20 protein-coding genes and 1 tRNA gene are annotated in these 22,296 nt (G+C 58.7%); 13 read left to right on the forward strand and 8 right to left on the reverse strand.

Annotated elements, in window-relative coordinates:
- Positions 1 to 232: 232 nt before the first annotated feature.
- Positions 233 to 1,117, reverse strand: a complete 885-nt coding sequence (locus OXE05_13840; protein ID MCY4438397.1) for an amidohydrolase family protein — start codon at positions 1,115 to 1,117, stop codon at positions 233 to 235.
- Positions 1,118 to 1,480: 363 nt separating this feature from the next.
- Between OXE05_13840 and OXE05_13845 the strand changes: the two genes are divergently transcribed.
- Positions 1,481 to 2,422 (forward strand): ABC transporter ATP-binding protein, encoded by a 942-nt coding sequence (locus tag OXE05_13845; protein MCY4438398.1) that lies wholly within the window; start codon positions 1,481 to 1,483, stop codon positions 2,420 to 2,422.
- Positions 2,419 to 3,501: an ABC transporter permease gene (locus tag OXE05_13850; protein ID MCY4438399.1), complete on the forward strand. Its 1,083-nt coding sequence runs from the start codon at positions 2,419 to 2,421 to the stop codon at positions 3,499 to 3,501. The genes OXE05_13845 and OXE05_13850 overlap by 4 nt, the downstream gene beginning before the upstream one ends.
- 129 nt (positions 3,502 to 3,630) lie before the next feature.
- Here the strand turns inward: OXE05_13850 and OXE05_13855 are convergent, their stop codons facing one another.
- Together OXE05_13855 and OXE05_13860 are read right to left on the reverse strand one after the other, a co-directional pair.
- Positions 3,631 to 3,987 carry a VOC family protein gene (locus OXE05_13855; GenBank protein ID MCY4438400.1) on the reverse strand — a complete coding sequence of 119 codons (357 nt, stop codon included), beginning with the start codon at positions 3,985 to 3,987 and terminating at the stop codon, positions 3,631 to 3,633.
- Positions 3,988 to 4,380: 393 nt separating this feature from the next.
- Positions 4,381 to 4,453: transfer RNA gene (locus tag OXE05_13860), tRNA-Gly, on the reverse strand.
- Between the two features lie 176 nt (positions 4,454 to 4,629).
- Here OXE05_13860 and OXE05_13865 point away from each other — a divergent pair.
- The 5 genes from OXE05_13865 (at position 4,630) to OXE05_13885 (ending at position 12,133) form a co-directional block, all read left to right on the forward strand.
- Positions 4,630 to 4,983: a hypothetical protein gene (locus OXE05_13865; protein MCY4438401.1), complete on the forward strand. Its 354-nt coding sequence runs from the start codon at positions 4,630 to 4,632 to the stop codon at positions 4,981 to 4,983.
- A 259-nt stretch (positions 4,984 to 5,242) separates the two neighbouring features.
- Positions 5,243 to 6,595 (forward strand): extracellular solute-binding protein, encoded by a 1,353-nt coding sequence (locus tag OXE05_13870; protein MCY4438402.1) that lies wholly within the window; start codon positions 5,243 to 5,245, stop codon positions 6,593 to 6,595.
- Between the two features lie 417 nt (positions 6,596 to 7,012).
- A complete protein-coding gene (gene hisC / locus OXE05_13875; GenBank protein MCY4438403.1) occupies positions 7,013 to 8,095 on the forward strand; it encodes a histidinol-phosphate transaminase in 1,083 nt (360 codons plus the stop codon).
- A 1-nt stretch (position 8,096) separates the two neighbouring features.
- A complete protein-coding gene (locus OXE05_13880) occupies positions 8,097 to 10,208 on the forward strand; it encodes a sodium-translocating pyrophosphatase (protein ID MCY4438404.1) in 2,112 nt (703 codons plus the stop codon).
- Positions 10,209 to 10,576: 368 nt separating this feature from the next.
- Positions 10,577 to 12,133, forward strand: coding sequence for an exonuclease (locus OXE05_13885; GenBank protein MCY4438405.1), 1,557 nt, complete (start codon positions 10,577 to 10,579; stop codon positions 12,131 to 12,133).
- A 123-nt stretch (positions 12,134 to 12,256) separates the two neighbouring features.
- On the opposite strand, the gene OXE05_13890 is transcribed toward OXE05_13885, so the two are convergent.
- The 5 genes from OXE05_13890 to OXE05_13910 all read right to left on the reverse strand — a co-directional run bounded on the left by OXE05_13890 (position 12,257) and on the right by OXE05_13910 (position 16,705).
- The gene (locus OXE05_13890) at positions 12,257 to 13,348 is read right to left on the reverse strand and encodes a serine hydrolase (protein MCY4438406.1); all 1,092 of its coding nucleotides are present in this window, start codon (positions 13,346 to 13,348) and stop codon (positions 12,257 to 12,259) included.
- A 295-nt stretch (positions 13,349 to 13,643) separates the two neighbouring features.
- Positions 13,644 to 14,810, reverse strand: a complete 1,167-nt coding sequence (locus tag OXE05_13895) for a Gfo/Idh/MocA family oxidoreductase (GenBank protein ID MCY4438407.1) — start codon at positions 14,808 to 14,810, stop codon at positions 13,644 to 13,646.
- Positions 14,811 to 15,179: 369 nt separating this feature from the next.
- Complete coding sequence (gene smpB / locus OXE05_13900) at positions 15,180 to 15,695, reverse strand: SsrA-binding protein SmpB (protein ID MCY4438408.1); 516 nt, start codon at positions 15,693 to 15,695, stop codon at positions 15,180 to 15,182.
- Between the two features lie 103 nt (positions 15,696 to 15,798).
- Entirely contained in the window at positions 15,799 to 16,305 is a 507-nt protein-coding gene (locus tag OXE05_13905; GenBank protein ID MCY4438409.1) for a M48 family metallopeptidase, read from the reverse strand.
- 118 nt (positions 16,306 to 16,423) lie between these two features.
- Positions 16,424 to 16,705, reverse strand: coding sequence for a hypothetical protein (locus tag OXE05_13910; protein ID MCY4438410.1), 282 nt, complete (start codon positions 16,703 to 16,705; stop codon positions 16,424 to 16,426).
- 333 nt (positions 16,706 to 17,038) lie between these two features.
- On the opposite strand from OXE05_13910, the gene OXE05_13915 reads away from it, so the two are divergent.
- The 6 genes from OXE05_13915 to OXE05_13940 form a co-directional block, all read left to right on the forward strand.
- The gene (locus OXE05_13915) at positions 17,039 to 17,566 is read left to right on the forward strand and encodes an HNH endonuclease (protein MCY4438411.1); all 528 of its coding nucleotides are present in this window, start codon (positions 17,039 to 17,041) and stop codon (positions 17,564 to 17,566) included.
- Positions 17,567 to 17,920: 354 nt separating this feature from the next.
- Positions 17,921 to 18,946, forward strand: coding sequence for an ABC transporter substrate-binding protein (locus OXE05_13920; GenBank protein ID MCY4438412.1), 1,026 nt, complete (start codon positions 17,921 to 17,923; stop codon positions 18,944 to 18,946).
- 41 nt (positions 18,947 to 18,987) lie between these two features.
- Positions 18,988 to 19,965: a DUF1028 domain-containing protein gene (locus OXE05_13925; GenBank protein ID MCY4438413.1), complete on the forward strand. Its 978-nt coding sequence runs from the start codon at positions 18,988 to 18,990 to the stop codon at positions 19,963 to 19,965.
- Between the two features lie 85 nt (positions 19,966 to 20,050).
- Entirely contained in the window at positions 20,051 to 21,169 is a 1,119-nt protein-coding gene (locus tag OXE05_13930; protein MCY4438414.1) for an iron ABC transporter permease, read from the forward strand.
- On the forward strand, positions 21,166 to 22,014 hold the full coding sequence (locus tag OXE05_13935) for an ABC transporter ATP-binding protein (protein MCY4438415.1): 849 nt from the start codon (positions 21,166 to 21,168) through the stop codon (positions 22,012 to 22,014). The genes OXE05_13930 and OXE05_13935 overlap by 4 nt, the downstream gene beginning before the upstream one ends.
- Before the next feature lie 32 nt (positions 22,015 to 22,046).
- On the forward strand, positions 22,047 to 22,296 hold a 250-nt coding region (locus OXE05_13940), incomplete at its 3' end, for a hypothetical protein (protein ID MCY4438416.1).

Below are 22,296 nucleotides of genomic sequence, written 5' to 3' on the forward strand. Positions count from 1 at the left end.
TTTCCTGGCAAGGAGCATGGCGCTCTTCAGTGTCCCGCAACTCCGGTAGCGCAGGTTACGCGCACGGAACGTGCGAACCTGCGTCTGCTGCTGACTTGGTCGCAGGTCCAATTGCCTTGGCGGGGGACAAGCCCCCGCGCTACGTTAATGCGACACCATTGGGGTTTGTCCCCCGCCTCTTGGCGCACTACGTTAGCTCCATCTATGAGCTGTACTGCTTTTCCTTATTCTTTCATTCTGCGGAAGGCGCCTCTTGGGGAATGGCGTGCGGGTAGTGGCCGCCCTGATCGTCAAAGGGCCGGTGCTTTTCGGAGAGTTCGTAGCTCAAGATCTTTTCCATGGTGTTACCCCATACGCCCTGCTGGATGTCGGGCGGTACGCCGAGCACGTCCATGCAGTTGCGGTAGTCATTCATCACGTCTTCCATGAGGAAATACGGCACGTCGGTGCCAAAGATGATCTTTTCCCAGGCGTCGCGTCCCCAGGGATCGCGATACTGGCTGTCGCGGCGCCACCATAGGATCTTGCCCACGTCTTCCGGGTCCAGCATTTTCAGCGTCGAGCCGGTGATGTCCATGTAGAGGTTGGGATTCCAACGCAGCACCATGCCGCCCTCATACCACCAGGGGTTTCCAAGATGGGCGCCGATCATGACGAGTTCAGGAACCTGGCGGGCGATGTAGTCCAGATGCACCGGCATCATGCGACCGGAGTGAACGTCGTTCTCTATGTCATTGGCGTGCCGGGCGACGATGCCTTGATGAAAGAGTATGGGCATTTCCAGGTCGGCGGCTTTCTGATAGGTGGGAATGTAGGAGCGGTCGTCGTAGGCTTTGCGCGTCTTGATAAACTTTAGGCCTCTGAAGCCGCTGTCGTAGAACTGCTGCACCGTATCCACGGCGTTGGAGTCCAGGGCCGGGTCCACCCAGCCGAATCCAACGAGTTCGTCCGGGTGTTTCTTGATAGCCTGCTCAATTCCCTCGTTGCTGCTGCCCGGTCCGCTGGTGCTGGTCGCCAGCAGTACCGTCTTGTCTACGCCGAGCTTGGCCATCGTGTCGATGAGTTTGTCGGCGTAGTCTTTTTCCTGACCGAGATGATGATGGGCGTCTATGACCACGGGTGTTCCTCCCACGAGTTGAATGCTGATGTGTGTCGTCCCATGGCGATTATATATCCATCAAGCATGGAATGTAATTCTCGGACTGGGGTCGTGTCCGCTGAAGGCCGAGCGGATGGCGCGGGGCCTCGCGCTCCGATTAGCGAGGGCTTTGGTGTTATTCCCATTATTGACGCCGCATGCCGGTTCTGCGTACTTGGGTCCCGGCACGGCGCATGCTCGCGTCTTGTACAAGACGTGCGTGATTATGTGAAACGTGAACCTGTGATGATAGCATGTTCAATGCGAACAATTGGAGTTCTGAATGTCTCTTGAGTGAGATTTGTAAATGTTAACCTTGCATGGTATGATTCCTGGAGTGTATTGGCAAAAGAATGCAAGGGACACCTGTTGGCTGCGATTGTCGTAGAAAACCTGCAAAAGTCGTATGGTGACCTGAGGGCGGTGGATGGGTTGAGCTTCGCCGTGGAAGCGGGTGAGGTCTTTGGCTTGCTGGGACCCAACGGCGCCGGCAAGACCACGACGGTGGAAATCCTCATCGGACTGCGCGAGCGCGACGGCGGCCGCGTGCAGGTGACGGGATACGACCCGGCGCAAGAGGGCGATGCGGTCAAGGCGCAGATCGGCGTCCAATTGCAGCAGACGGAGCTCTTCCCGCTGCTGAGCGTGGAAGAGATTCTCCGTCTGTTTGCCAGCTTCTACAGCGATAGCAAGCCGGTTGCCGAACTCCTCGAATTGGTGGGGTTGCAGGAGCGGCGCAAAGCCAAGTACCGGCATCTCTCCGGCGGTCAGAAACAACGGCTCTCACTGGCGCTGACGCTCATCAACGATCCGGCCTTAGTCTTCCTGGATGAGCCCACAACCGGTCTCGACCCCCAGGCCCGCCGCGCCCTCTGGGATATCGTGGAGCAGATGCGAGATCAGGGCAAGACCGTGTTGCTGACAACACACTATATGGAAGAGGCCGAAGTCTTGTGCCAGCGTGTTGCCGTCATCGACCACGGCAAGATTCTCGCTCTCGGCACGCCCCGCGATCTGGTGGACGAATTTGTGCCGGAACGGGCAATTGAAGTCGCGCTCATGGATGGCGTGGACGCAAGCAGCCTGGCAGGACTGTCAGGCGTAACGCACGTCGACATGAAGCATGGCTCCGCCGCCATCTATACGACGAACATCCGTGAGACAATGGCGTCTCTCTTGCAGGTATCCGGCGAGTCCGCATTGAGTCTGGATAGCTTGCGCATTCAGCGCGGCACCTTGGAGGACGTTTTCCTCCATCTCACCGGAAGGGAAATTCGCGAATGAGGGCCCTTTGGACGCTCACGTACTACACCGGTCTGCAGTTCGGCCGTGACAAGGTAGCGCTTTTTTGGACCCTGGTTTTCCCCATCGTGCTGATGGTCATTATCGGCTCCGCTTTCGGTGAGTCGGAGAGCGCCTCGATGCCGGTGGGCCTGGTGGTGCGAGATCAGGGGCCGGCCGGGCAGACAATTGCGCAGGTGCTCGAAGAAATTGAGCTCTTCGATTTGACGATTGGATCGGAAGAAGCTGAGCTGGCTGCGCTCGGCAGAGGCGATCGGCGCGCGGTCGTGATACTTCCCGAAGATCTCTCGGCTGCCTGGCAGCGGCGCGAAGTCGCTACAATCGGCGTCCATATGGACATCAGCCAGCAGCAGTCCGCCGGTACCGCGTTGACTATCGTGCAGCAGGTAATCGAAGGCGTACAACGGGAGTTTACCCAGCAACCGAGTCTGGTTACCGTGGAAACGCATTCGGTGCAGGCGGAGAACTTCCGGCCCATCGACTATATCGCGCCCGGAATTCTGGCTCTCTCGGTGGCCCAGCTAGGGCTCTTTGGCGCCACCACCTTGGTGGAGCAGCGGCAACAGCGACTGCTGCGGCGGCTCCAGGCCACCCCGGTTTCGCGTTGGATGGTCTTGCTGAGCAACATTGTCGTCCGGCTCGCCATTGCGTTAGTGCAGACGGGTATTCTGCTGGGTGTCGCGCTGGCGCTCTTCCGCATTCAGGTTGTGGGATCGTGGCCCGCCATCATCGGCATCGTCGTTTTCGGCACGCTGGCGTTCATTGCGCTCGGCTTTCTCTTGGGTGCGTTGGCGCCCAGTGCGGAAGCGCTGATTGCCATCGTACAAATGGTGAACTTTCCCATGATGTTCCTTTCCGGCGCGCTCTTCCCGCTGGACTTCATGCCGGAATTCTTGCGTCCGGTCGCCGTTGTGCTCCCCCTCACCTACCTCGCTGACATTCTGCGGCAAGTCATGGTGGATGCCACGCCGTACGCGACCATGCTGCAAGGCATGGGTGTCTTGTTGCTCTTCATGGTTGCCTCGGCGCTGCTCTCATGGCGCTTCTTCCGCTGGGAGTAGTTGAATCGCAGAATGCGCTTGCCGCGGCACGCGCCAAATTGCCGATTCGCGCGGTCAAGATTAAGGAGAGCGGTGCGGCGGAGAAATCCGCCGCACCGCTCCTATTCTTCCCGAGACGAAACCAGAGACCTACTCGCCTTTGACGAGACCAATCAAGGTGCCGTCCGGATCGGCAAACAACGCGAAGGTCACCATATCGGGGATTACGGTTGGCGGCAGGATGGTCTTCCCACCCAATTGCTCCGCCTTGTCAAGGTAGGTCTGCAGATCGTCTACCTCGATGTAGATCTTCACGCCGGTGCGATCACCCTCCTCTTCCACGCCGAAGATGCCGCCGCCAATGCCGCGGTCACTCCCCGTATTCACCACCCCATAGCCCATCGGATTATCGGAGTCTATGGTCCAGTCAAAGAGCTCGGTGTAGAACTGTTGGGTCTTGGCGCTATCGGAACCGACAATTTCAAAATGCACGATCGGATTGGGCATAAAAGGCAATCTCCTCTTGATTGAAAGTTTGGTGTGTGCATTCGTACGGTATCCCGTTGTGCTGAGCGGAAAACAAGCCGTCAACGGGGCAATTGGCAATGTCAATCCTGCGCGCTTTGCTTTACATTGACCCTCCTTTGTTCATTGGAATGCGGTACTTTGCTTATTCGCAGGGGTGACGATCCCCATTTGACTGGTGCCCGTCCGCAGCCAACCCCTCACCGATGCGTCGGGGCTGAAATTCCCTTGGGCTCTCGGGCCGGGGGCCGGTCCGTGGCAACGAGCCGGAGAATTCCCCTATGCAAGCTACATTCTCGCGAGCCGTCGGAACGCAACGAGACAACAGAAGAAAGCAAGTTCAAGCCAGAGAAAAAAATTGCGAGTGACGGAGGGAGCGGGAGACGGGACTCGAACCCGCGACATCCAGCTTGGAAGGCTAGCGCTCTACCAACTGAGCTACTCCCGCAACAAACCCTGCTACCGTTAATTATAGACCAGCAGACCCTGAGGCGAAATGGGCGCTGGCACGCTTCAAGGTCTTTTAGCGATCTGCCCCCTGAATTAGAGCCATTTGCATCAATAGTCCCCGAGGGAGGCATTACGCACCGATTGTCGCGATCTAATGCGGTATAATCAGAAACTATGAAACGGCAATTGGCTGGACAGCGTGGTGCAGGCAAGTACGTGTGGCGACTTCTTACGGAACGTCCGCGGGAACTCATTGAGCCATCCATTGATGAAAGCCCGGTGCCGGGCTGGATCCTTATCTGGTCGCTGATTCTCATCAAGCTTTTCATTGGCGGCGCAATTCTCTTCTTCTTTAGTGCCGAGGAATCGCTCATCTTCGTCATCGGCACCCATTGGATGGCGCCTGCCGCGATAGTCGCGCTTCTCCTGCCGCTTGGGCTCTTCTGGGGGAGGCTCTGGCGGGTAAGGTTGCGGCGAGCGGAATTCCAGCGGGCAGAGTGGGACTTGGACAAACCCCGCAAGCGGTAGAGCGGTTTTCGTGCCTGGTCGAAAGCGCTTCTTTGCTGGGAATTCACTCCTCAATTGCGTACGCACATTGGATGCGAAAATCGCTCTTTAGGCACTTGACGACGGTGTTAACTTAGATTATCCTTGCACAGCAAGGATGGGGGGGATTCCCATTCGTGTATTTGTATTGTGGAGCGCCCTAATGAGATAGGGACTGATCCTCTGTATTCAGGGTTGAAATGCCAACAGAGGAAGCGAATGCGACTATAGGAGGTCGAGCATGCGAAAAGGTTTATCCCGCCGGACATTTCTCGGCGGAAGTGCGCTGGCTGGCGCGGGACTGCTCTTGGCAGCCTGCGGACAGGCGCAGATGGTGGAAGAGGCTCCGGCCGAAGAAGAGATGAAAGAGGAGCCGAAAGAGGCTGCCAAAGAAGCCGAGGCCATGGAGGCCAAGGTTGTCAATTACTTGCACGTTGACCTGGCCCAGAATGAAATCTGGCAAAACTCCTGGGGCAGCATTTTTGATAAGTACAAGGCCAAGCATCCGGATCTGGAACTTACCGTAACAGGTACAAGTTTTGGCGAACTTCCCGCCAAGGCTGGTGCGGCGCAAGCGGGCGGTATCGCATTTGACGCCGTTTACGGCTATTTTGCGTGGTTGGGCCCGTTTATCGAGTCTGAGATCATCACAAACATCGACCCCTACCTGGCTGCGGATGGGGACGTTTCACCAGATGACTTCTACGATGCCACCAAAGAGCGGTATCAGGGTCAGACCTACGGCTTGGCATGGTTCAGCAACGGCAAAGAGATTTGGTTCAACAAGAATCTCTTCACCGAAGCCGGCCTTCAGAACCCGACCGAGATGGAAGCGGATGGCGCGTGGACCTGGGAAGCGCTCCTGGAGTCTGCGAAGCTGCTGACTAAAGTTGAAGGCGACGAGATCGTGCAAGGCGGCGTGCAGCTTTATGCTGGTTTCACTTCCTACCTCTGCATGTACGCCTGGGCGTATGGCGCCGATTTCTGGGATGAGGGCTGCACAATGCCCACCTTTACGTCCGACTCCTTCCGAGACGCGGTACAGTTCCACGTGGACGTGGCGCTGAAACACAAGGTGATGGGCGGCTCCTACATTAAGGGCACCCAGGCCATGTTCAACACCGGCTCCTTTAACGTCCGCACGTTTGAAGCCAACATCACACCGGAGCAGCTCTTTGAGATCGGCATGGCGCCGATGCCGAGCGGCCCCGCCGGACGTCCCGTCGCATTGGCGAATAACGCCATGTATCTTGGCGGTTCCGGCGTGAACCCCGATGGCGGCTGGGAGTTCCTGAAGCACACAGTCAGCGCCGACGTTGTTGACGAGGTCGGAGCCATGGGCGGTGGGCGCTATGTGGCCAACAAGAACATTACGCCGGCCACAACCACCGACTATGAAGATGTCAACGTCTACCTGATGCAGGCTGCAAATAGCCGCATCACCCCCACAATCCTCAAGCAGGCTGATTTCAATGCTGCTTGGTCGGAGACGTGGGCAGAGTTGGTAGAGGGCAGCCTCACTGTGCCTGAAGCTTTGGATCGCACCCAGGGACAGTTGGAAAACTGGCTGGCCGAAGGCGGCTGCATCCAGTAGTCTGTTCGTACGTGCATATGATGGAGGCGGAGAATCCACATGGGATTCTCCGCCTCTGCAGCTTAAGGTGCGACTGGCGTTTTCACGAGCCTAACACGCTGTTGTGAGGGGCCTTTCTAATATGTATGCGGCAACAGCACGCTGCCTGCACAAGGTCAAAGCGGTGCAGAATCCGGCCGGCTTGTGCCCAAACAATGGGTCTATGCCTTTTAGCAGTAGTAGCATTCTGTCTTAGGCGCTCTCCACGTGACAGCATTCACAATGTTCGCTATAATGCCCCAGTTGCCACCATAGCGGCGTTATATCTAATGGCCGATTCTTGGGTGCTCCTCAACTGGAAGCGGCCTCGGTTGTCAGAGAGTTGATTCTCGCGGAATACATGGTGGTAAGGTACGCGATCAGGAAGGGATTCTGCCAGTGATTCCGGCCCCACGGAAAGCCGTCCAGGAGATGTCGCCCTATATTCCCGGGGAGCAGCCCCAGGGAACCGGGTGGACGAAGCTCAATACGAATGAGAACCCACACACCTCGCCCAAGGCACTGGCGGCGCTTGAAGGCCAAGCCAATCAGGCTCTTTCACGCTATCCTGATCCCTTGGCGCGCGACTTGCGCCACAAGCTGGCGGAGATTTACGAGCTTGACGTCGAGTGGATCTATGTAGATAACGGCTCGGACCAGATCCTCAATCTCATTTTTCGCGCTTACGTAGACCGGGGGCAGACCGTTGCGTACACGTTTCCTACGTATCCGTATTATGAAGTTTGGGCGCACATGCAAGATGCCGTCATCCAGACCGTAGAACCGGGACCCGACTTTGCGGTGCCGATTGACGAACTGGCGGGTTTGCAGGCAACGCTCACGGCTATCTCGAATCCTAACTCGCCGACGGGCACGTTTACGCCTCCCGATCAGATCGAGCGACTGGCACAAAAGTGTACGGGCTTGGTGGTCGTGGATGAGGCATACGTTGACTTCGCGTCGGCCTCTGCCTTGCCCCTGGTACAACAGTATGACAACATAATCGTGTCGCGAAGCATGTCCAAGTCCTTCGGGCTCGCGGGAGTTCGCGTCGGGTATGCCTTCGGACGGCCGGAACTGTTAGAGCCCATGTGGAAGCTCAGAGACTCTTACAGTGTCAGCCGACCGAGCCAGGCGATTGCGGTAGCAACGCTGGATGACTACGCGTGGATGCGGACAGTTTGTGCGGAGATCGGCGCCCGCCGCAAACGCGTAGCTCGCAGGTTGGCGCAGGAATTCCCCTGCAAAGTCTATCCCTCTGACGCAAACTTTCTCTTTGTTGAGCCGGCGCAGCATGCGGCGGTTGACGTTTATGAAGCCTTAAGGGCGCAGAAGGTGTTGGTGCGTTACTTCCGTCAGCACGGTTTGGAGCGTTACCTGCGCATTACGATTGGAACGGAAGAAGAAATGGAAATATTCTTCAGCGCCTTGAGCGAGGTGTTGAAGCAGAGTGTCGTGCCAACGACGGGAGGTACACAGTAACGTGGAACTTGTCTGGGCAGTCCCCATAGCCTGTCTGATTTCTGTGATATTCGCAATTTGGCTTGCGTACGATGTGTTGCGGCGTGATCGCGGTACCGAGCAGATGCGGGAAATCGCGGAGACGATTTTCGAAGGTGCAACCGCCTTCCTCAATCGGCAATACCGCACGATCGCAGTACTGGCGATTGTGGCGGCGATCGTGATTGGCGCTATCATCGGCTACTTTGCATCTGATGTCGAACTTGGCATCAAGACTTCGGTGGCCTTCTTGGTAGGGGCGATCTGTTCGGGTATCTCCGGCTTTGTCGGTATGTACATTGCGGTGCAGTCCAACGGACGCGCGGCCAACGCGGCGCGTTCGAGCTTGGAAGAGGCACTGAAGGTCTCGCTGCGCGGCGGCGCTGTATCCGGTTTTCTCGTGGTGGCGCTGAGTCTCATCGGTGTCGGCGCGATGTTGTTGATCTATGGCGGAAATAACCTCACGCCGGAAAATTCCCTTTCGGTTGTAAGCAGCATTGTCGGCTTTGGTTTTGGCGCCAGCTTTGTGGCGCTGTTCGCGCAACTGGGCGGTGGTATTTATACGAAGGCCGCCGACGTCGGCGCGGACTTGGTGGGCAAGGTTGAGCAGGGCATTCCGGAAGATGACCCCCGTAATGCGGCGGTTATTGCTGACTTGGTGGGTGACAATGTCGGCGACTGCGCCGGCCGCGGCGCCGACCTCTTCGAGTCGACGGCTGCAGAGAATATCGGTGCAATGATTTTGGGCGCGAGCCTGGCGGTGGCGACGAATAACCTCGCCTGGGTGCTCTTCCCGCTTATCGTGCGCGCGTTCGGACTGGTTGCGTCCATTGTCGGCGTTATGCTGGCCCGTGGCGCCAATCCGGCAAACCCAATGAATGCCCTCAACAAGGGTTACTATGTCATCACGGTACTTTCAATCATCTTCATGTTCGTTTCGGTCTACTATCTGCTGGAAGACCTGATGTTCTTCTGGGCAGGCACCGTTGGCATTCTGACCAGTCTGGCTTTTGTGTACATTACCCAGTACTACACGTCCGGTAGCTGGCGTCCGGTGAAGGAGATTGCGGAAGCCTCCAAGACCGGTCCGGCCACGAATATCATCAGCGGCTTTGCGATTGGACTCGAAACAACCGCCACGTCGGTGTTGGCAATTGTCTTGGCGCTGGGTCTCTCGTTCTGGCTCGGCACACTGGCCGAGGTGGAGGGTGTCAGCTCGGCGGTGAAGGGCATCTACGCGACGGCGGTAGCGACCATGGGCATGCTCATGAGCGCGGCCTACGTGCTTTCCATGGATACCTTCGGTCCGATTACGGACAACGCCGGCGGCATCACCGAGATGTCGGATGCGCCGGAAGAGGCCCGTGTTATCACAGACCAGCTCGACTCGGTAGGCAACACGACCAAGGCCCTCACCAAGGGCTACGCGATCGGTTCCGCCGGTCTGGCGGCGTTCCTGCTCTTCCAGGCTTTTCTCGATGAGGTGCGGCACATGACGGGCCTGCCCCATGAGGCGATCCAGGTGGACTTGGTAAAGGTCGAGGTCTTTATCGGTGGATTTATTGGTGCTATGGTGGTCTTCCTGTTTAGCGCCCTGGCCATTCGCGCCGTGGGGCGTGCGGCCAGTGATATCATCGAGGAGGTCCGACGGCAGTTCGCTGAGGAACCCGGCATCATGGAAGGCACCGTACGGCCCGATTACGCGCGCTGCGTGGATATTACGACACGCTCGGCCCTCCGCGAGATGATCCTGCCTGGCCTGCTCGCAGTAGCGGCCCCGATTGTTGTCGGCGTTGTGCTCCGCTGGGAGGCGGAAGCGGCGTTTCTAATGGTGGGTACGATGTCCGGTATTATCCTGGCAACCATCCTCAATAACGGCGGTGGCGCGTGGGATAATGCGAAGAAGTTCATCGAGGCGGGCCACTTGAAAGATGCCGACGGTAGTGTGATCGGCAAGAATACGGTGGCCCATCACGCGGCGGTGGTCGGTGATACGGTGGGCGATCCGCTCAAGGACACGGCAGGACCGTCCCTCCACGTGCTTATCAAGCTCTTCTCAACGATTACGCTGGTGCTAGCCCCGTTGTTCATCTAGACATGACTTTGGCTAGAGCGGCGAAGCTAACAAGCATTGCCAACCAATAGGGCTTGTAGACAATAGGAATATTATGGTGTAGGGGCGGTTCGCGAACCGCCCCTACGTTTCATTTGGAGGCCAATCCACAGCCTAGGCGGGCCGTCGAAAGAGACCCCCTCTCCCTGGGGAGACCTTTGCGAAACCTAAGGGGAAACGAGAGCGTTCCCTCTCCCTCGACGGGAGAGGGCTAGAGCCTGCCCCGTACTCGATACGGGGGTGAGGGGAAGTCTTATCGGTGCCCACCAAGCATTGCGCGCTTCAGAAAGTCATGGAAAGGGCAGATTTGGGAGTGTTAATCAAAATTGAACTGTTGATAGGTTCTTCCCATGCCTAAACTGTACTTCTATGGCGGCAGCAACGAGATTGGCGGCAATAAAATCCTGCTCGTTGACGGGACAACGAGTCTCTTCTTCGACTTTGGCATCTCCTTCAAGGTACGGAGTCGGTACTTCGAAGAGTTTCTCAATCCGCGACCGGGTTATGGACTGAACGACTTCTTTCAGACGGGCATGCTGCCGCTGCTGCACGGCATCTATCGCACTGACCTGGAACCGGCTGCTGGCTTTTGGAATCGCTGGCAGAAAGAGCCGCACTATCGGACACTGGATCACGTGGACGGCGTGCTGCTGAGCCACGCCCATGTGGACCATACCGGTTCCGTGTCCTTTCTGCGCCCGGATATTCCGCTCTATACCACGGCAATGACGGCGCTGATTTCGAAGGCTATTCAGGATAGCGCGCCTACGGATTTGGAGCGCGAGCTAGTCTATGCCGTGCCGCGCGCGATCAGGGACGGCGTGCTGCGCACCGTCGCGAAAGCCCCGCTGGAGCAGCGCCCAGTCCGCTTTGTTACGGGGCCGCTTTCCCTGGATGCGGAGCGGTTTTGGAATGAGTCTCCTCAGTCCACACGGGAGATGGCCCCTGTAGCCGTGCAAGCGGCTGGCGACACCATCGGCGGCAGCAAGAATAGACTGCGCTGGTATCCCGTTGATCACTCTATCTACGGCGCGGCGGCGTTCGCCGTGGAGACTTCCTCTGGTTGGGTGGCCTATACCGGCGATCTGCGCTGGCATGGGCGGCACAGTGCGCAGACCCGAGAGGCTGTGGCGGCAATGGCGGCGCTCAAGCCCACTATCCTGCTCTGCGAAGGCACGCGCGGCGCCGACACGAATCCGGCGACCGAAGATGGTGTCCAGGCAACCGCGTCGGAAATCGTAAGAGAAGCCCAGGGCAAGCTCGTCTTCGCCGACTTCGGCCCGCGCAACGTGGAACGTCTCCTTATCTTCCACGAGATTGCGCGCGAGACGGGAAGGCAACTCGCCGTGCTGAACAAAGATGGGTACTTGCTGGAGGCCATGCACTACGCCGCGCCGGACGAGGTGCCGGACTTCGGTTCTGTGCCTGGCTTTGTGCTCTACCAGAAGGCGCGTGCCCGCGTCAGCGGCTGGGAGAAGAAGCTGCTGGATCGTCACAACGCGAGGTTAGTGCATGCAGCCGACATTCGCCGCAATCCCGGCGACTACATCCTCTGCTTCTCGTTTTGGGACATCAACGAGCTCGCCAGCCTGGCTCCCATTCCTGCTGTGTACATTTACTCCAGCAGCGAGGCCTTCGACGAGGAGATGCAAATGGACCATCAGCGTCTGCGCAACTGGCTGGACCACTTTGACGTAGAGATCCACGGTCTCGACGAATCGTTGGACGGCCCGCTGCACGCCTCCGGCCACGCCAGCGGCAATGAGTTAATCGACATAATCCGCCAAGTCCGTCCGCAGCGCCTCGTACCCATTCACACGCAAGACCCGTTGTTCTTTATGGAGGCGCTGGCGCGTGATGACATTGAGGTGGCCCTACCTACACGCGATTTGCCCATGCAGGTTTGAGCAAATCCTGGGTTGGCGCCCCGGGCGTGAGCAGACCCGGTGGGCGCAGTCTGCCAGCGGCGCAAACAGGCTTCCCAAGAGTGTCCACCGCTCCTATCGGCTAGTGGCAGGTCGACACCGGTTTCATATCTGAACCGGGCTTGTGATCACCTCTGCGGGAACAAAGCTGTCTCTTGCGCTGGCGTGGACGTGGTCGACGCCCTCGGTGGTGACCTGGGCCAGGGCGGTGTAGTGGGTGCTTTCGCCGCTGACGCCGCTGCGGTTGCCGCCGCCGTGACCGCGCAGCCATTGGGGATCAATGAGTTGCTCGCCCTTCCAGATCCCCTGCGTGGCGAGCAGGTGGCCGAAGCGGGCGATGTCGGCGGCGCACATGACCGCCCAGCCGGGACCGCTCCGCACCACGTGGCCGTTGACGCGATACGGCGGATCGAGGTAGGTGTAGGAGTCCGGGATTGTTGGGTAGAAGTACTGCTGTGATTGCACCGTTTCGCCGGTGTACCAGTCCCAGCTATCCGGCGCAATGCCGATCTTGCCGAAGAGCCGCTCGTCCAGCACGTCTTTGAGGTCGCGGCCCCAGACGTATGTCAGCGCCTGTCCCATGCGCCAGAAGCCGGCGCTGCTGTAATGCTCCTGCGTGCCGGGTGCGGCGTGGGAGTAAAGGTCGTAGAAGGGATCACCAGTCCAATGCGCCCAGGCCGGACACACCTTGTCGGCCTCCTCTTGGCTGAGCCCCGCGCGTCCCTTGGCATACGCGCTGCCAATCTCCATGGGAAAGCCACCCTGATGCGTGCGGCCGTATTTCTCGCCAATGATGTGCCGCGAGGTGAGATTCCTATGATTGCCTTCGTTTAGGTGTTTGTGGGGGTGAGAGAGTTCGCCTTCACCTGTCCACGTCTCATGAATTGGCGCATCGACGTCCAATAGGCCGTCTGCCACCGCAATGCCGAGCAGCACCCACATGAAGGCCTTGCCCATAGATGCCGTTTGGAAGCGGTAGTGCGGATCGCCCCAGGTGTGCACACAGTAGCCGCCCCGGGTGAGCATCACGCCCCACTTGTTGCCGGAGTGGTCCTCGCCGCCAAAGTTGGCGCCGTGAAAGCCCAAGGTGCGCAGCCACGCTTCGAACCTGTGGGGATCGAGGCCCGCTTCAGCGGGAGTGATGCTCTCCCAGTCTTCCTCAGGATAGGTAACCCATTCGGGCAATTCTATGCTCATTAGTGTTTCCTCTCCGTCACCTGGAGCCAGCCTGTCTTGGAGTACGCCTCTGCAACTTCCGATCCTCTGCGAGACCCCAGTAGAGCCTTGAACTCTGTTGTGTGAAACGGTAGCGCAGGTTTGCAACCTGAGCCCAAAGGTAGGAATCCTCAGACCTGATTTGGCGGGATGCTTGTCTTGCTGATTAGTCGCGGCAACTCGAATGGGCGGGGGACAAGCCCCCGCGCTACGGCATTTCGCTCCAATTGGCGCAAAACTAACTCTTGCTTTGGCACATGTCAGGTTGAAGTAGTCCCTACCTTGGCATCTCGCCTTTGCGCCGGTTGGGCCCCGGCCGGAAGTCGGGCACCTGCATGAGCGTGCTGCCCTGCGCGATAGATTCCGAAGCAAGGACGGCAGGAGCGGCCGTGTCCATCGCCTTGTAGACATCGAATTCCTGGGGCACGTTGTGGAGCACCGCATCGCGGAACGTAGCGTGGATGTAGTAGTCCGTATCGCTATGGCCGCTGCCGCGCGCTTCCGCGGGCGCGTCGGTGCGTTGCGGTTTCCAATCCACTTCAGCGTGGTCGTGCATTTGGGCGTCCGCCAACCACAGCTTAGGCGAATCCTTCAGTGAGCGCGCTAATTCGACTGATCCCTTGGTTCCCATGATGTGGCACCAGTGGTTATCGCGAGGCGGCGTGGGCTGCGTGTAGGAGACCGCGAGGCGCATGAGCGTGTCTTTGGCGGTCTTCATGATGGCCAGTTGTATGTCCGGTTGCTGGATTTCGCTATGGATGTAACTCGGCGAACGTGTGCTCATGGCGGTGACTTCCGTGACGCGATCGTCGAGCACCATGAGGATGGGGCTAAGTTCGTGGGGTAGGTAGTGAATGGGCGGCATGTGATTGATCCACGATGGCTCAGCATCGGGATTGTTCGCGACATCGTCAATTGGCACGAGCTGCGCCGAGCCGCGCAATCGATGGTACCGCGCCGGTTCCTTGTAGCCGATGTATTGACCTTCGCAGAAGGTAATCTTGCCCAGCTTCCCCTCCCGCACCAATTCGCGCCAGGCGGCGAACTCGCCGGAGTGGCGGCGCTGCTCGCCAAGCTGGTAGATCTTGCCGCTGCGCTCGGCTGCCAGCACAATGCGCCAGCAGTCTTCCATCGTATGCGCGGCGGGTACCTCGGAATTGACGTGCTTGCCGGCTTCCAGCGCCTGCGCCGCCAGCGCGCCCTGCTCCTTGCAGCGGACCGTCAGGGCTACGGCATCCACATTGTCATCGGCCAGAAAATCTTCGTAATTGTCGTAGACCGCTATTGATTCCGGCTCTTTCAACGGCTCAAGCGACATTTCATGCAGCTCAGTGAGCGGGTCGCAGATCGCCGTCACGCGATAGCCGTTGAAGTTGTCCAACATCTTCAACCAGTGGCGGCCGCGCGCGCCGAGTCCGGTTAGGCCGATACGAATTTCATCCACGACAGTTCTCCAATTCTCGCTTACATACGCTGTTTGTTGGTCAACAGGGCAAATTCGATCACTGTGCCACTCAGCATCGGCTCAATCCTTGCGACCGGCCACCTGCGTGAGTCTTTGGCCGACACGAGTGCTACAAGCGTGCTTACAAAGCTATAGGAAGCACCTGTGTCAATGACTAGCCGAGAGATACAGTGAGTGCGTACAGTATACCAGCGCGGACGCGAAAGCTGGACTCTTGAAAATGGGAGATCCTGACCGAAGGACGTACACGCGACAAGACGTTAAGCGCGGGGTACGGCCAGCAATGGCGGGTGAATTGCGCGCATGCGCGGAGGTTTCCGCAAGTGGACCCACTTGCAAGGCTGAGCGCTACACGCGACCGGGGGAATATTCCTTCGCCACGCGGTCCAATTCGCGCTGGGCGTCCTTAGCGGCCAAGGCCTGCCGCTTGTCGTAGAGTTTCTTGCCGCGCGCCACCGCAATCTCTACCTTGACCCGACCGTTGCGCAGGTAGAGCCGGATCGGGATGACCGTTTGTCCCTTCATTTGGGTATGCCGAAACAAGGTGCCGATTTGGTCTTTGTGGAGCAGGAGCTTGCGGGCCCGGGTCGGTTCGTGATTGACATAGCCGCCCCGCTGGTACGGTGAAATGTGCACATTCCAAAGCCACGCCTCGCGATTGATTATGCGCACAAAGCCTTCAGCCAAATTGACACGGCCAGCGCGAATAGACTTCACTTCAGTACCCAGAAGGTTAAGGCCGGCCTCGAATGTGGCGTCGATGTGGTAGTCGTGAAAGGCGCGGCGGTTCGTCGCCACCACCAGGTTGTTGGGGTCGCGGACTTTCTCCGCCCGTCGTGCTTTCTTGGTCTTTGCGGTAGCCATGAATACAGCATGCCACAGGATTGCCGAAGAGGGAAGATTGCGGCAGTGGCGGAAAAGAGTCCCGGAGGTCGCAGGGCGGCAGAACTGCACAATGCTGCTGAGGCTACTCAGCGAAGGCGAATTTCCTTAGATAGCGCCGGGCTTCTTGCGTGCGGGGGTAGCGATTTACAATGTCCCAGAAGCGCCGATTGTGCCCCGGCTCAACGAGATGGGCCATCTCATGCATGAGCACGTAGTCACGCACCCACTCCGGGACTTCAGTGAGATGGTGCGAAAGGCGGATGGTCTTGCGACGCACGCTACAACTGCCGAAGCGGGAGTTTTGGTTGGTTACGTAGGTGACTGAGACAATCTCCAGCTTGCCCGCAAAGTATTGCGCATTGAGTTCAGCGGCGCGCTTGAGGAGCGGATCGCCGTCGTTGAGCATCTGCTGGGTTTCGCGGCGTTCAACCCGTTCGATGATTGTCGCGACGTAGTGCTCTTCTTGTTCCCTGGTGAGGCGAGCGGGTACGTGGACACGTAGCTTGCCATGCTTGAATTCACCGGTAACGGTCTTGCTGCGCCGGGCGCTGCGGACAATTTCGATGTCTTGAGGGTCTATCTTGAACATACGGATTACAGGATGAGTTGAGCGTACCGTTCACCTCTAAGTGAGGGAATCTGGAGTGTAAAATACCGGTCTGAGAGACGGAAGGACGGGGTATGAAGGTCAGAAATGTACGCAGTTCCTACGGCAGGGCGGTCCCGGTCTTAGCCTTGATCATATCGGAAAACGTCATCTTGGCGGAGACCATTTCACCGAGGATGCGCTCAAGGGCCATACCGTGGCTGCATAGTCCGTAGATCGTGAAAAAGTCGCAGTCACAGTGCCATTCCCCGTCCTTGAATGAGACCTCGTGTTCGTTGTTGTCACCACGCACGCGCACCGTGAATGCTGAAAAGCTAAAACGATCTCGTTCTTCGGTATAACGGTTAGCTTTCTCCACTTTGCCAATCAGACTGGAATACATTAAAGCCCCCTTGTTCTAGTGATCCGGATCGGCACACACTGTGCATCTAATAAAGCACCAGCGAATTGCGGCAAGCGTGCTGTGCGTGGGAGATTGCGCCGGTGAAGTGAGGAAATTGCAAGTAAACGTGGCGTCTGCGCAGTATCTTGCCCTTAAGTCTCAGTATACTCAGAGGGTTCTATAGGGTCAACGGTATTGTGAACGTGTTTGGTTCCAGCTAGAATACAGGCAAGAGGCAGATTTGAGCATTGCCGGAGGTGAATGTTCCGTAGCTTAACCGCCAACATTACGATGGTCAAGAACACGACCGGTTGCTGGTAAGTGTGGCCCGCAATGAACAGCATCAACAAGCGTGTTCTGGTATTGAATCTTGACTATCGACCGCTGAATATCTGCAACGTGCGGCGGGCGTTTGTGCTCTTGCTCACCGGCAAGGCGGAAGTAGTCGAACAGTACGCGGATGACTTGATATCAGCCGAAGCCCGCTACACACGCCCTTCAGTGATCAAACTGCATTACTTAGTCAAGCGGCCTCCCACCGGGCCTCGATTGGTTCGCCAGGAGGTCTTTCGCCGCGATAGTCATACGTGCCAGTACTGCGGGGTGCAAGCACGGGAACTCACGATAGACCACGTGATGCCTCGCCACCGCGGCGGCGGTCACACCTGGGAAAACCTCGTTTCCGCCTGTAAGGACTGCAACCACCGCAAAGGCGGGCGCACTGCCGAAGAAGCGCGCATGCGCTTGTTGGCGAGGCCGGGCAAGCCACGGCTCAACGGCTACCTTGCCCATCTCCGCTTCGTGCCTTCCCCGCCTCACGAGTCCTGGGTGCCGTTCCTGTATCCCGGCAATCCCACCTAGCCCAAGGTACCTGTTTGGGTGCGCATTGCGCATCTTGGCAGCGCTCTGGCTGCGAGATGCCGTAGCTTGGAACGCACTTCCGGGATGCGGATTCGATCTACTTCTAAACCTTCACACAGTTCTTTGAGATTGGCCCTGCAAATCTGACCGTCACTTGCATTGAAGACGCTCGCAGACCCACTAAGTCTGTGACTTGTCGGCTTCAGATGGCGGCAATTTCCTTTCAAGAAAATCTGCGCTTTGTCCAATCCCCCTTGACAAGCCGGAAGACTTTCCTTTTAATGACTATAGTTATCATTAACTTATTGATAACGCTTGTCGTTATGATTAGTGTTAACTGGATGAGGCATAGGAATGAACAGACAGCAGCAGTTGACGCGCCGCAGGATTCTGACCCTTGGCGCCATGGGAACCGGCGGCCTGCTCCTCGCCGCCTGCGGCGTTGGCACGTCGCAGCCGGCAGAGACCGCAGCAGCGATGCCAGAAAAAGAGGTCGAGTCGGCGTTCGCGCCGGTCACGATTGAGAATTGTGGCGTGAGCACAACGTACGAACAGCCGCCGCAACGCGCCGTAGCCATGGCACAACACGCCACGGAAGTGATGTTAACGTTGGGGTTGCAGGATCACATGGTCGGCACGGCGTACCTGGAAGACCCAATCTTGCCTGATCTCGCTGACGCGTACCAACAGATACCTGTGCTCTCGGAACTATACCCTTCCCGAGAGGTATTCTTGGGAGTGGAACCAGACTTCCTCTACGCCGGTTGGGTGAGCGCCTTCCGCGATGAGGTGGCCGGCCCGCGCGAGGCCTTGTTGGAACTGAACATAAACTCATATGTTGCCCAGGCAAATTGCCTGGAACGCAAGGCCACCATTGAGGACGTATTTGTTGACTTCTTAAGTATAGGCAAGATTTTCGGTGTGCCGGAGCGTGCGGAAGCCTATGTAGCCGGCATCCGGGAGCGGTTAGCGGAAGTTCATACCAAGACGCAGCCGGCGGATCCGAAGGTCACGGTTTTCGTCTTCGACAGCGACAACGAAGCGCCGTATACGGCCGCCGGTACAGGCATCGTGAATGCCCTGCTGGAAGAGGCCGGCGGCATCAACATATTCGCGGACGTTGAAGGCGATTTTGCGACGGTGAACTGGGAGTCCGTTATCGAACGCAATCCGGACGTCATTGTGCTGCACGACGCAACCTGGTCTACAGCGGACGAGAAGCGCGAGTTCCTCGTCAATTCCGAGGCGCTCGCATCGATCAAGGCTATCCAGGACCAGCGCTATGTTGTTGTGCCCTTTACGGCCACCCAGCCGGGGCCCCGCAGTATCGATGTCATTGAAACGCTGTTCAAGGGCTTCTACCCGGCGCAAGCCGGCTAGGGCGTGTTTGCATTAGAGTAGGACACCGAGGACAAGGTGGCATGACTGTGAAGCCTGCTCGGGTCGCGCGCGTCGCTATCGCGCTCTTGTTGACTACCGGCTGCGGCGCCGGGGCTATAGCCCCAACTAATGACTATTCGTCAGGCACCTGGTCCATTGTTGCTGTCGACGTTGCTGCAGCCGAGGTGGGTGTTGCGCTGGCAACTTGTGTGCCTGAGAACTCTCGATTGTCAGCGACAGCCGGCGGGTCCGGGGATGACGCGGGGCGAATGATATATCACGTATATATCGACTCCTCGCTTGGTGATATCGAACTGGCCCGCCTGCTGCCCGGTCATGGTGCAATTGCAGCGCAGGCGCAGGGGGACCCGCAGAACACCGAGCGGATCGATAGGGTTGCAAGTCGCTTGCTGGCCGGCGCTTCGCCTCAAGATGCGATTGCTGCAGCTAGCTCGGGTGATTCCTCTCCTGAAACGAGACAGTACGGTGTCGCCACGCTGGCGCACGGAGCGGCAAACTTCACCGGGAGCGAGAACCTTGACTGGGCCGGTGCGGTCAGTGGCCCATCCATCTCGGCCCAAGGGAACATTCTGGTGGGACCGGCAGTGGTCAGCGCGGCGTTGGAAGCGTTCGAAGAGGTGATGAAACAGCCTGACGCCGTCCTTGCTGATGGACTGCTCGCCGCTCTTGAGGCCGGCGCTAGGGAAGGCGGCGACAAACGGTGTCCCCGCGAGCAAACGGCCCTTACCGCATTCGTCGCGGTAGCGCGAACCAGCGAACAAGGAGACTCGTTAAGCCGGTGGCTGACTGTTCCAGCGCAACGTGCTGGGGAGCAGAACCCGGTGGCCCTGCTACGCGAAGCGTACGATAGGGGAGACTCCTCGCCGGTTGAGGTCAACGGAATGAGAAGCGGGTGGAATACAGCGTTGTTGGGGCTGCCTGCCTTGGCCTTGATCTTGGCCGTAGCCATAGTTGTGTTCTGGATCGGGAAGAAAAGGGGTTGGGGGAGGTCTCCATAGCAGCGGGACCCGGCAACCCCCTTACATAACAGTGCAGCATCATCGAGATGCTTTGTGAAGAACAGATTATAGACGGAGAACAGCAATGGCCACAGTTGCGGAGAGACCGACGCGGTCGCCGACTGCGGCGGGCCCGGCACAAGAACGCGCGCCCGGTCGGCGGTGGGACGCGCGCTTTCCTGTCGTCGTGCTCGGCTTGCTGGTGGCGCTGCTGGTTTCACTCACTCTCGCAGTTACCATCGGCCCGGTAGCCATCGCACCGTTGACGGTATGGCAGATTGCCGTCTCCCGCCTGACGGGGCTGGCCTCCGGCGAATGGTCGGCTGCCCACGAAAACATCGTGTGGCTGATCCGGTTCCCCCGGGTGTTGCTGGCAGCCGTCGTCGGCGCCGGGCTCGCGGTTGTGGGCGTTGCCATGCAGGCGACGGTACGCAATCCGCTGGCCGATCCGTACATATTAGGCGTCTCCTCAGGTGCCTCGGTGGGTGCGGTGCTCGTCATCTTGTTTGGCGTATTCCAGTTCTTAGGAATCTATGCGCTGTCGGTTGCTGCTTTCCTGGGAGCGGTACTCACGTTCATCGTGGTACTCACGCTGGCCCAGCACCGGGGCACTCTTTCGCCTGTGCGCCTCATCTTGGTAGGAGTCGCGCTGTCCTACGTCCTATCGGCTACGATGAGCTTCATGGTGTTTCGCGCCGACGAGGCTGAGGGCATTCGCTCGGTGCTCTTCTGGCTGATGGGGAGTGTGGCCGGCGCAAAATGGAGCTATCTCACGCTGCCGCTGCTGGTGCTCCTCATCGGCACCGTTTACTTGGTATTGCAGGCGCGGCCGTTGAATGCCCTCGTGGCGGGTGAGGAAACGGCCGTGAGCCTGGGTGTGGATACGAATCGTTTCCGGCGGGTGCTGATGGTGGTGGCGGCAATGATGACCGGCGTCATGGTGGCGTTGGCCGGCGCGATTGGCTTTGTGGGACTGATGATGCCCCATACCGTGCGCCTCTTTGTTGGTACGGACCATCGCCGCGTGCTGCCGGTGAGTCTGCTGGCCGGGGCGATATTCCTGGTTTGGGTTGACGTGCTCGCACGCACGGTTGTGCAGCCGGAAGAGATGCCCCTTGGCGTCATTACGGCGTTTCTCGGCGGACCGTTCTTTCTATGGTTAATGCGGCGGCGCAAAGATGCATTTGGAGGAGGCAGAACATGAACCTCCGTGTTGAAGATGTCAGTTGGAGCGTAGACTCGCAACCGATACTGCAAGAGGTCGGCGCCGAGGTCGGCGCCGGTGAATTCGTCGGTATCCTGGGCCCGAACGGCAGCGGCAAGTCGAGCTTGCTGCGGTCGATCTATCGCGCGCTCAAGCCGGATGCCGGCTACATTTCGCTCAACGGCGACGACGTGTGGAAGCTGGACCCGCGCGAGGCGGCCCGACGCACGGCGGCGGTGCTGCAGGAATCTCCCGGCGAATTCGACTTTGTGGTGTGGGAGATGGTGCTCATGGGACGCACGCCTCACAAGAAGATGTTTTCCCGCGAAACCGATGAAGACCATGCCCTGGTGGAAAGCGCGCTGGCGCAGGTGGGCATGTTGGACTTTGCCGAACGCAGCTTCGCCACGCTCTCCGGCGGTGAAAAGCAACGCGTGTTGATTGCCCGCGCCCTGGCCCAGCAGGCGCGCTTCCTCGTGCTGGATGAGCCCACGAACCATCTGGACGTGCGCTATCAGCTTGAGATTCTGGATCTGGTGCGCGGCTTGCAGGTAACGACGTTCGCGGCGCTGCACGATCTCAATCTGGCTGCAGCCTATTGCGACCGCATCTACATCATTGCGGCAGGACGGATCGTAGCGGCAGACGTGCCGGAGGCGGTGTTGCAACCTGAGCTCATTCGCGACGTGTTTGGTGTAGATGCCGAGGTGCAGATACACCCCCGCACCGGCAAACTCCATATTGTCTACCTTCCCGCCCACGCCTTGGCGCCGGCAGCCACCAATGGGGTACCGGCATCCAGCAACGGAGCGCCGGCAGCATCTGTGATGGTTGGTGTGGATTAGGTCCCTTGCGCAACGTGGATAGGTAGCGCGCCATGGCAGACCGCCACAGCGAACAAGATGGAGACGTCTTGTCCCCGGAGACCCAAACGGAGCCCAACGGCGTGCCGTTTGACACGGTCGTTATCGTGGGCCGCGGCGGCTACGGCGCGGCCCCGCGCCAGGAATTGGAACGGCTGGGCGCATCTGTAGCTCGTGCCGGGAGCTTTCGCGCTGTGCGCTACGCCTTCTTGGGGCAGGGGCAGGCCGCGCCGTCGGGCGGGCCCGGACAGTGGCTCGCCGCCG

It is taken from the genome of Chloroflexota bacterium (genome assembly GCA_026710945.1).
Lineage (GTDB): Bacteria > Chloroflexota > UBA11872 > VXOZ01 > VXOZ01 > VXOZ01.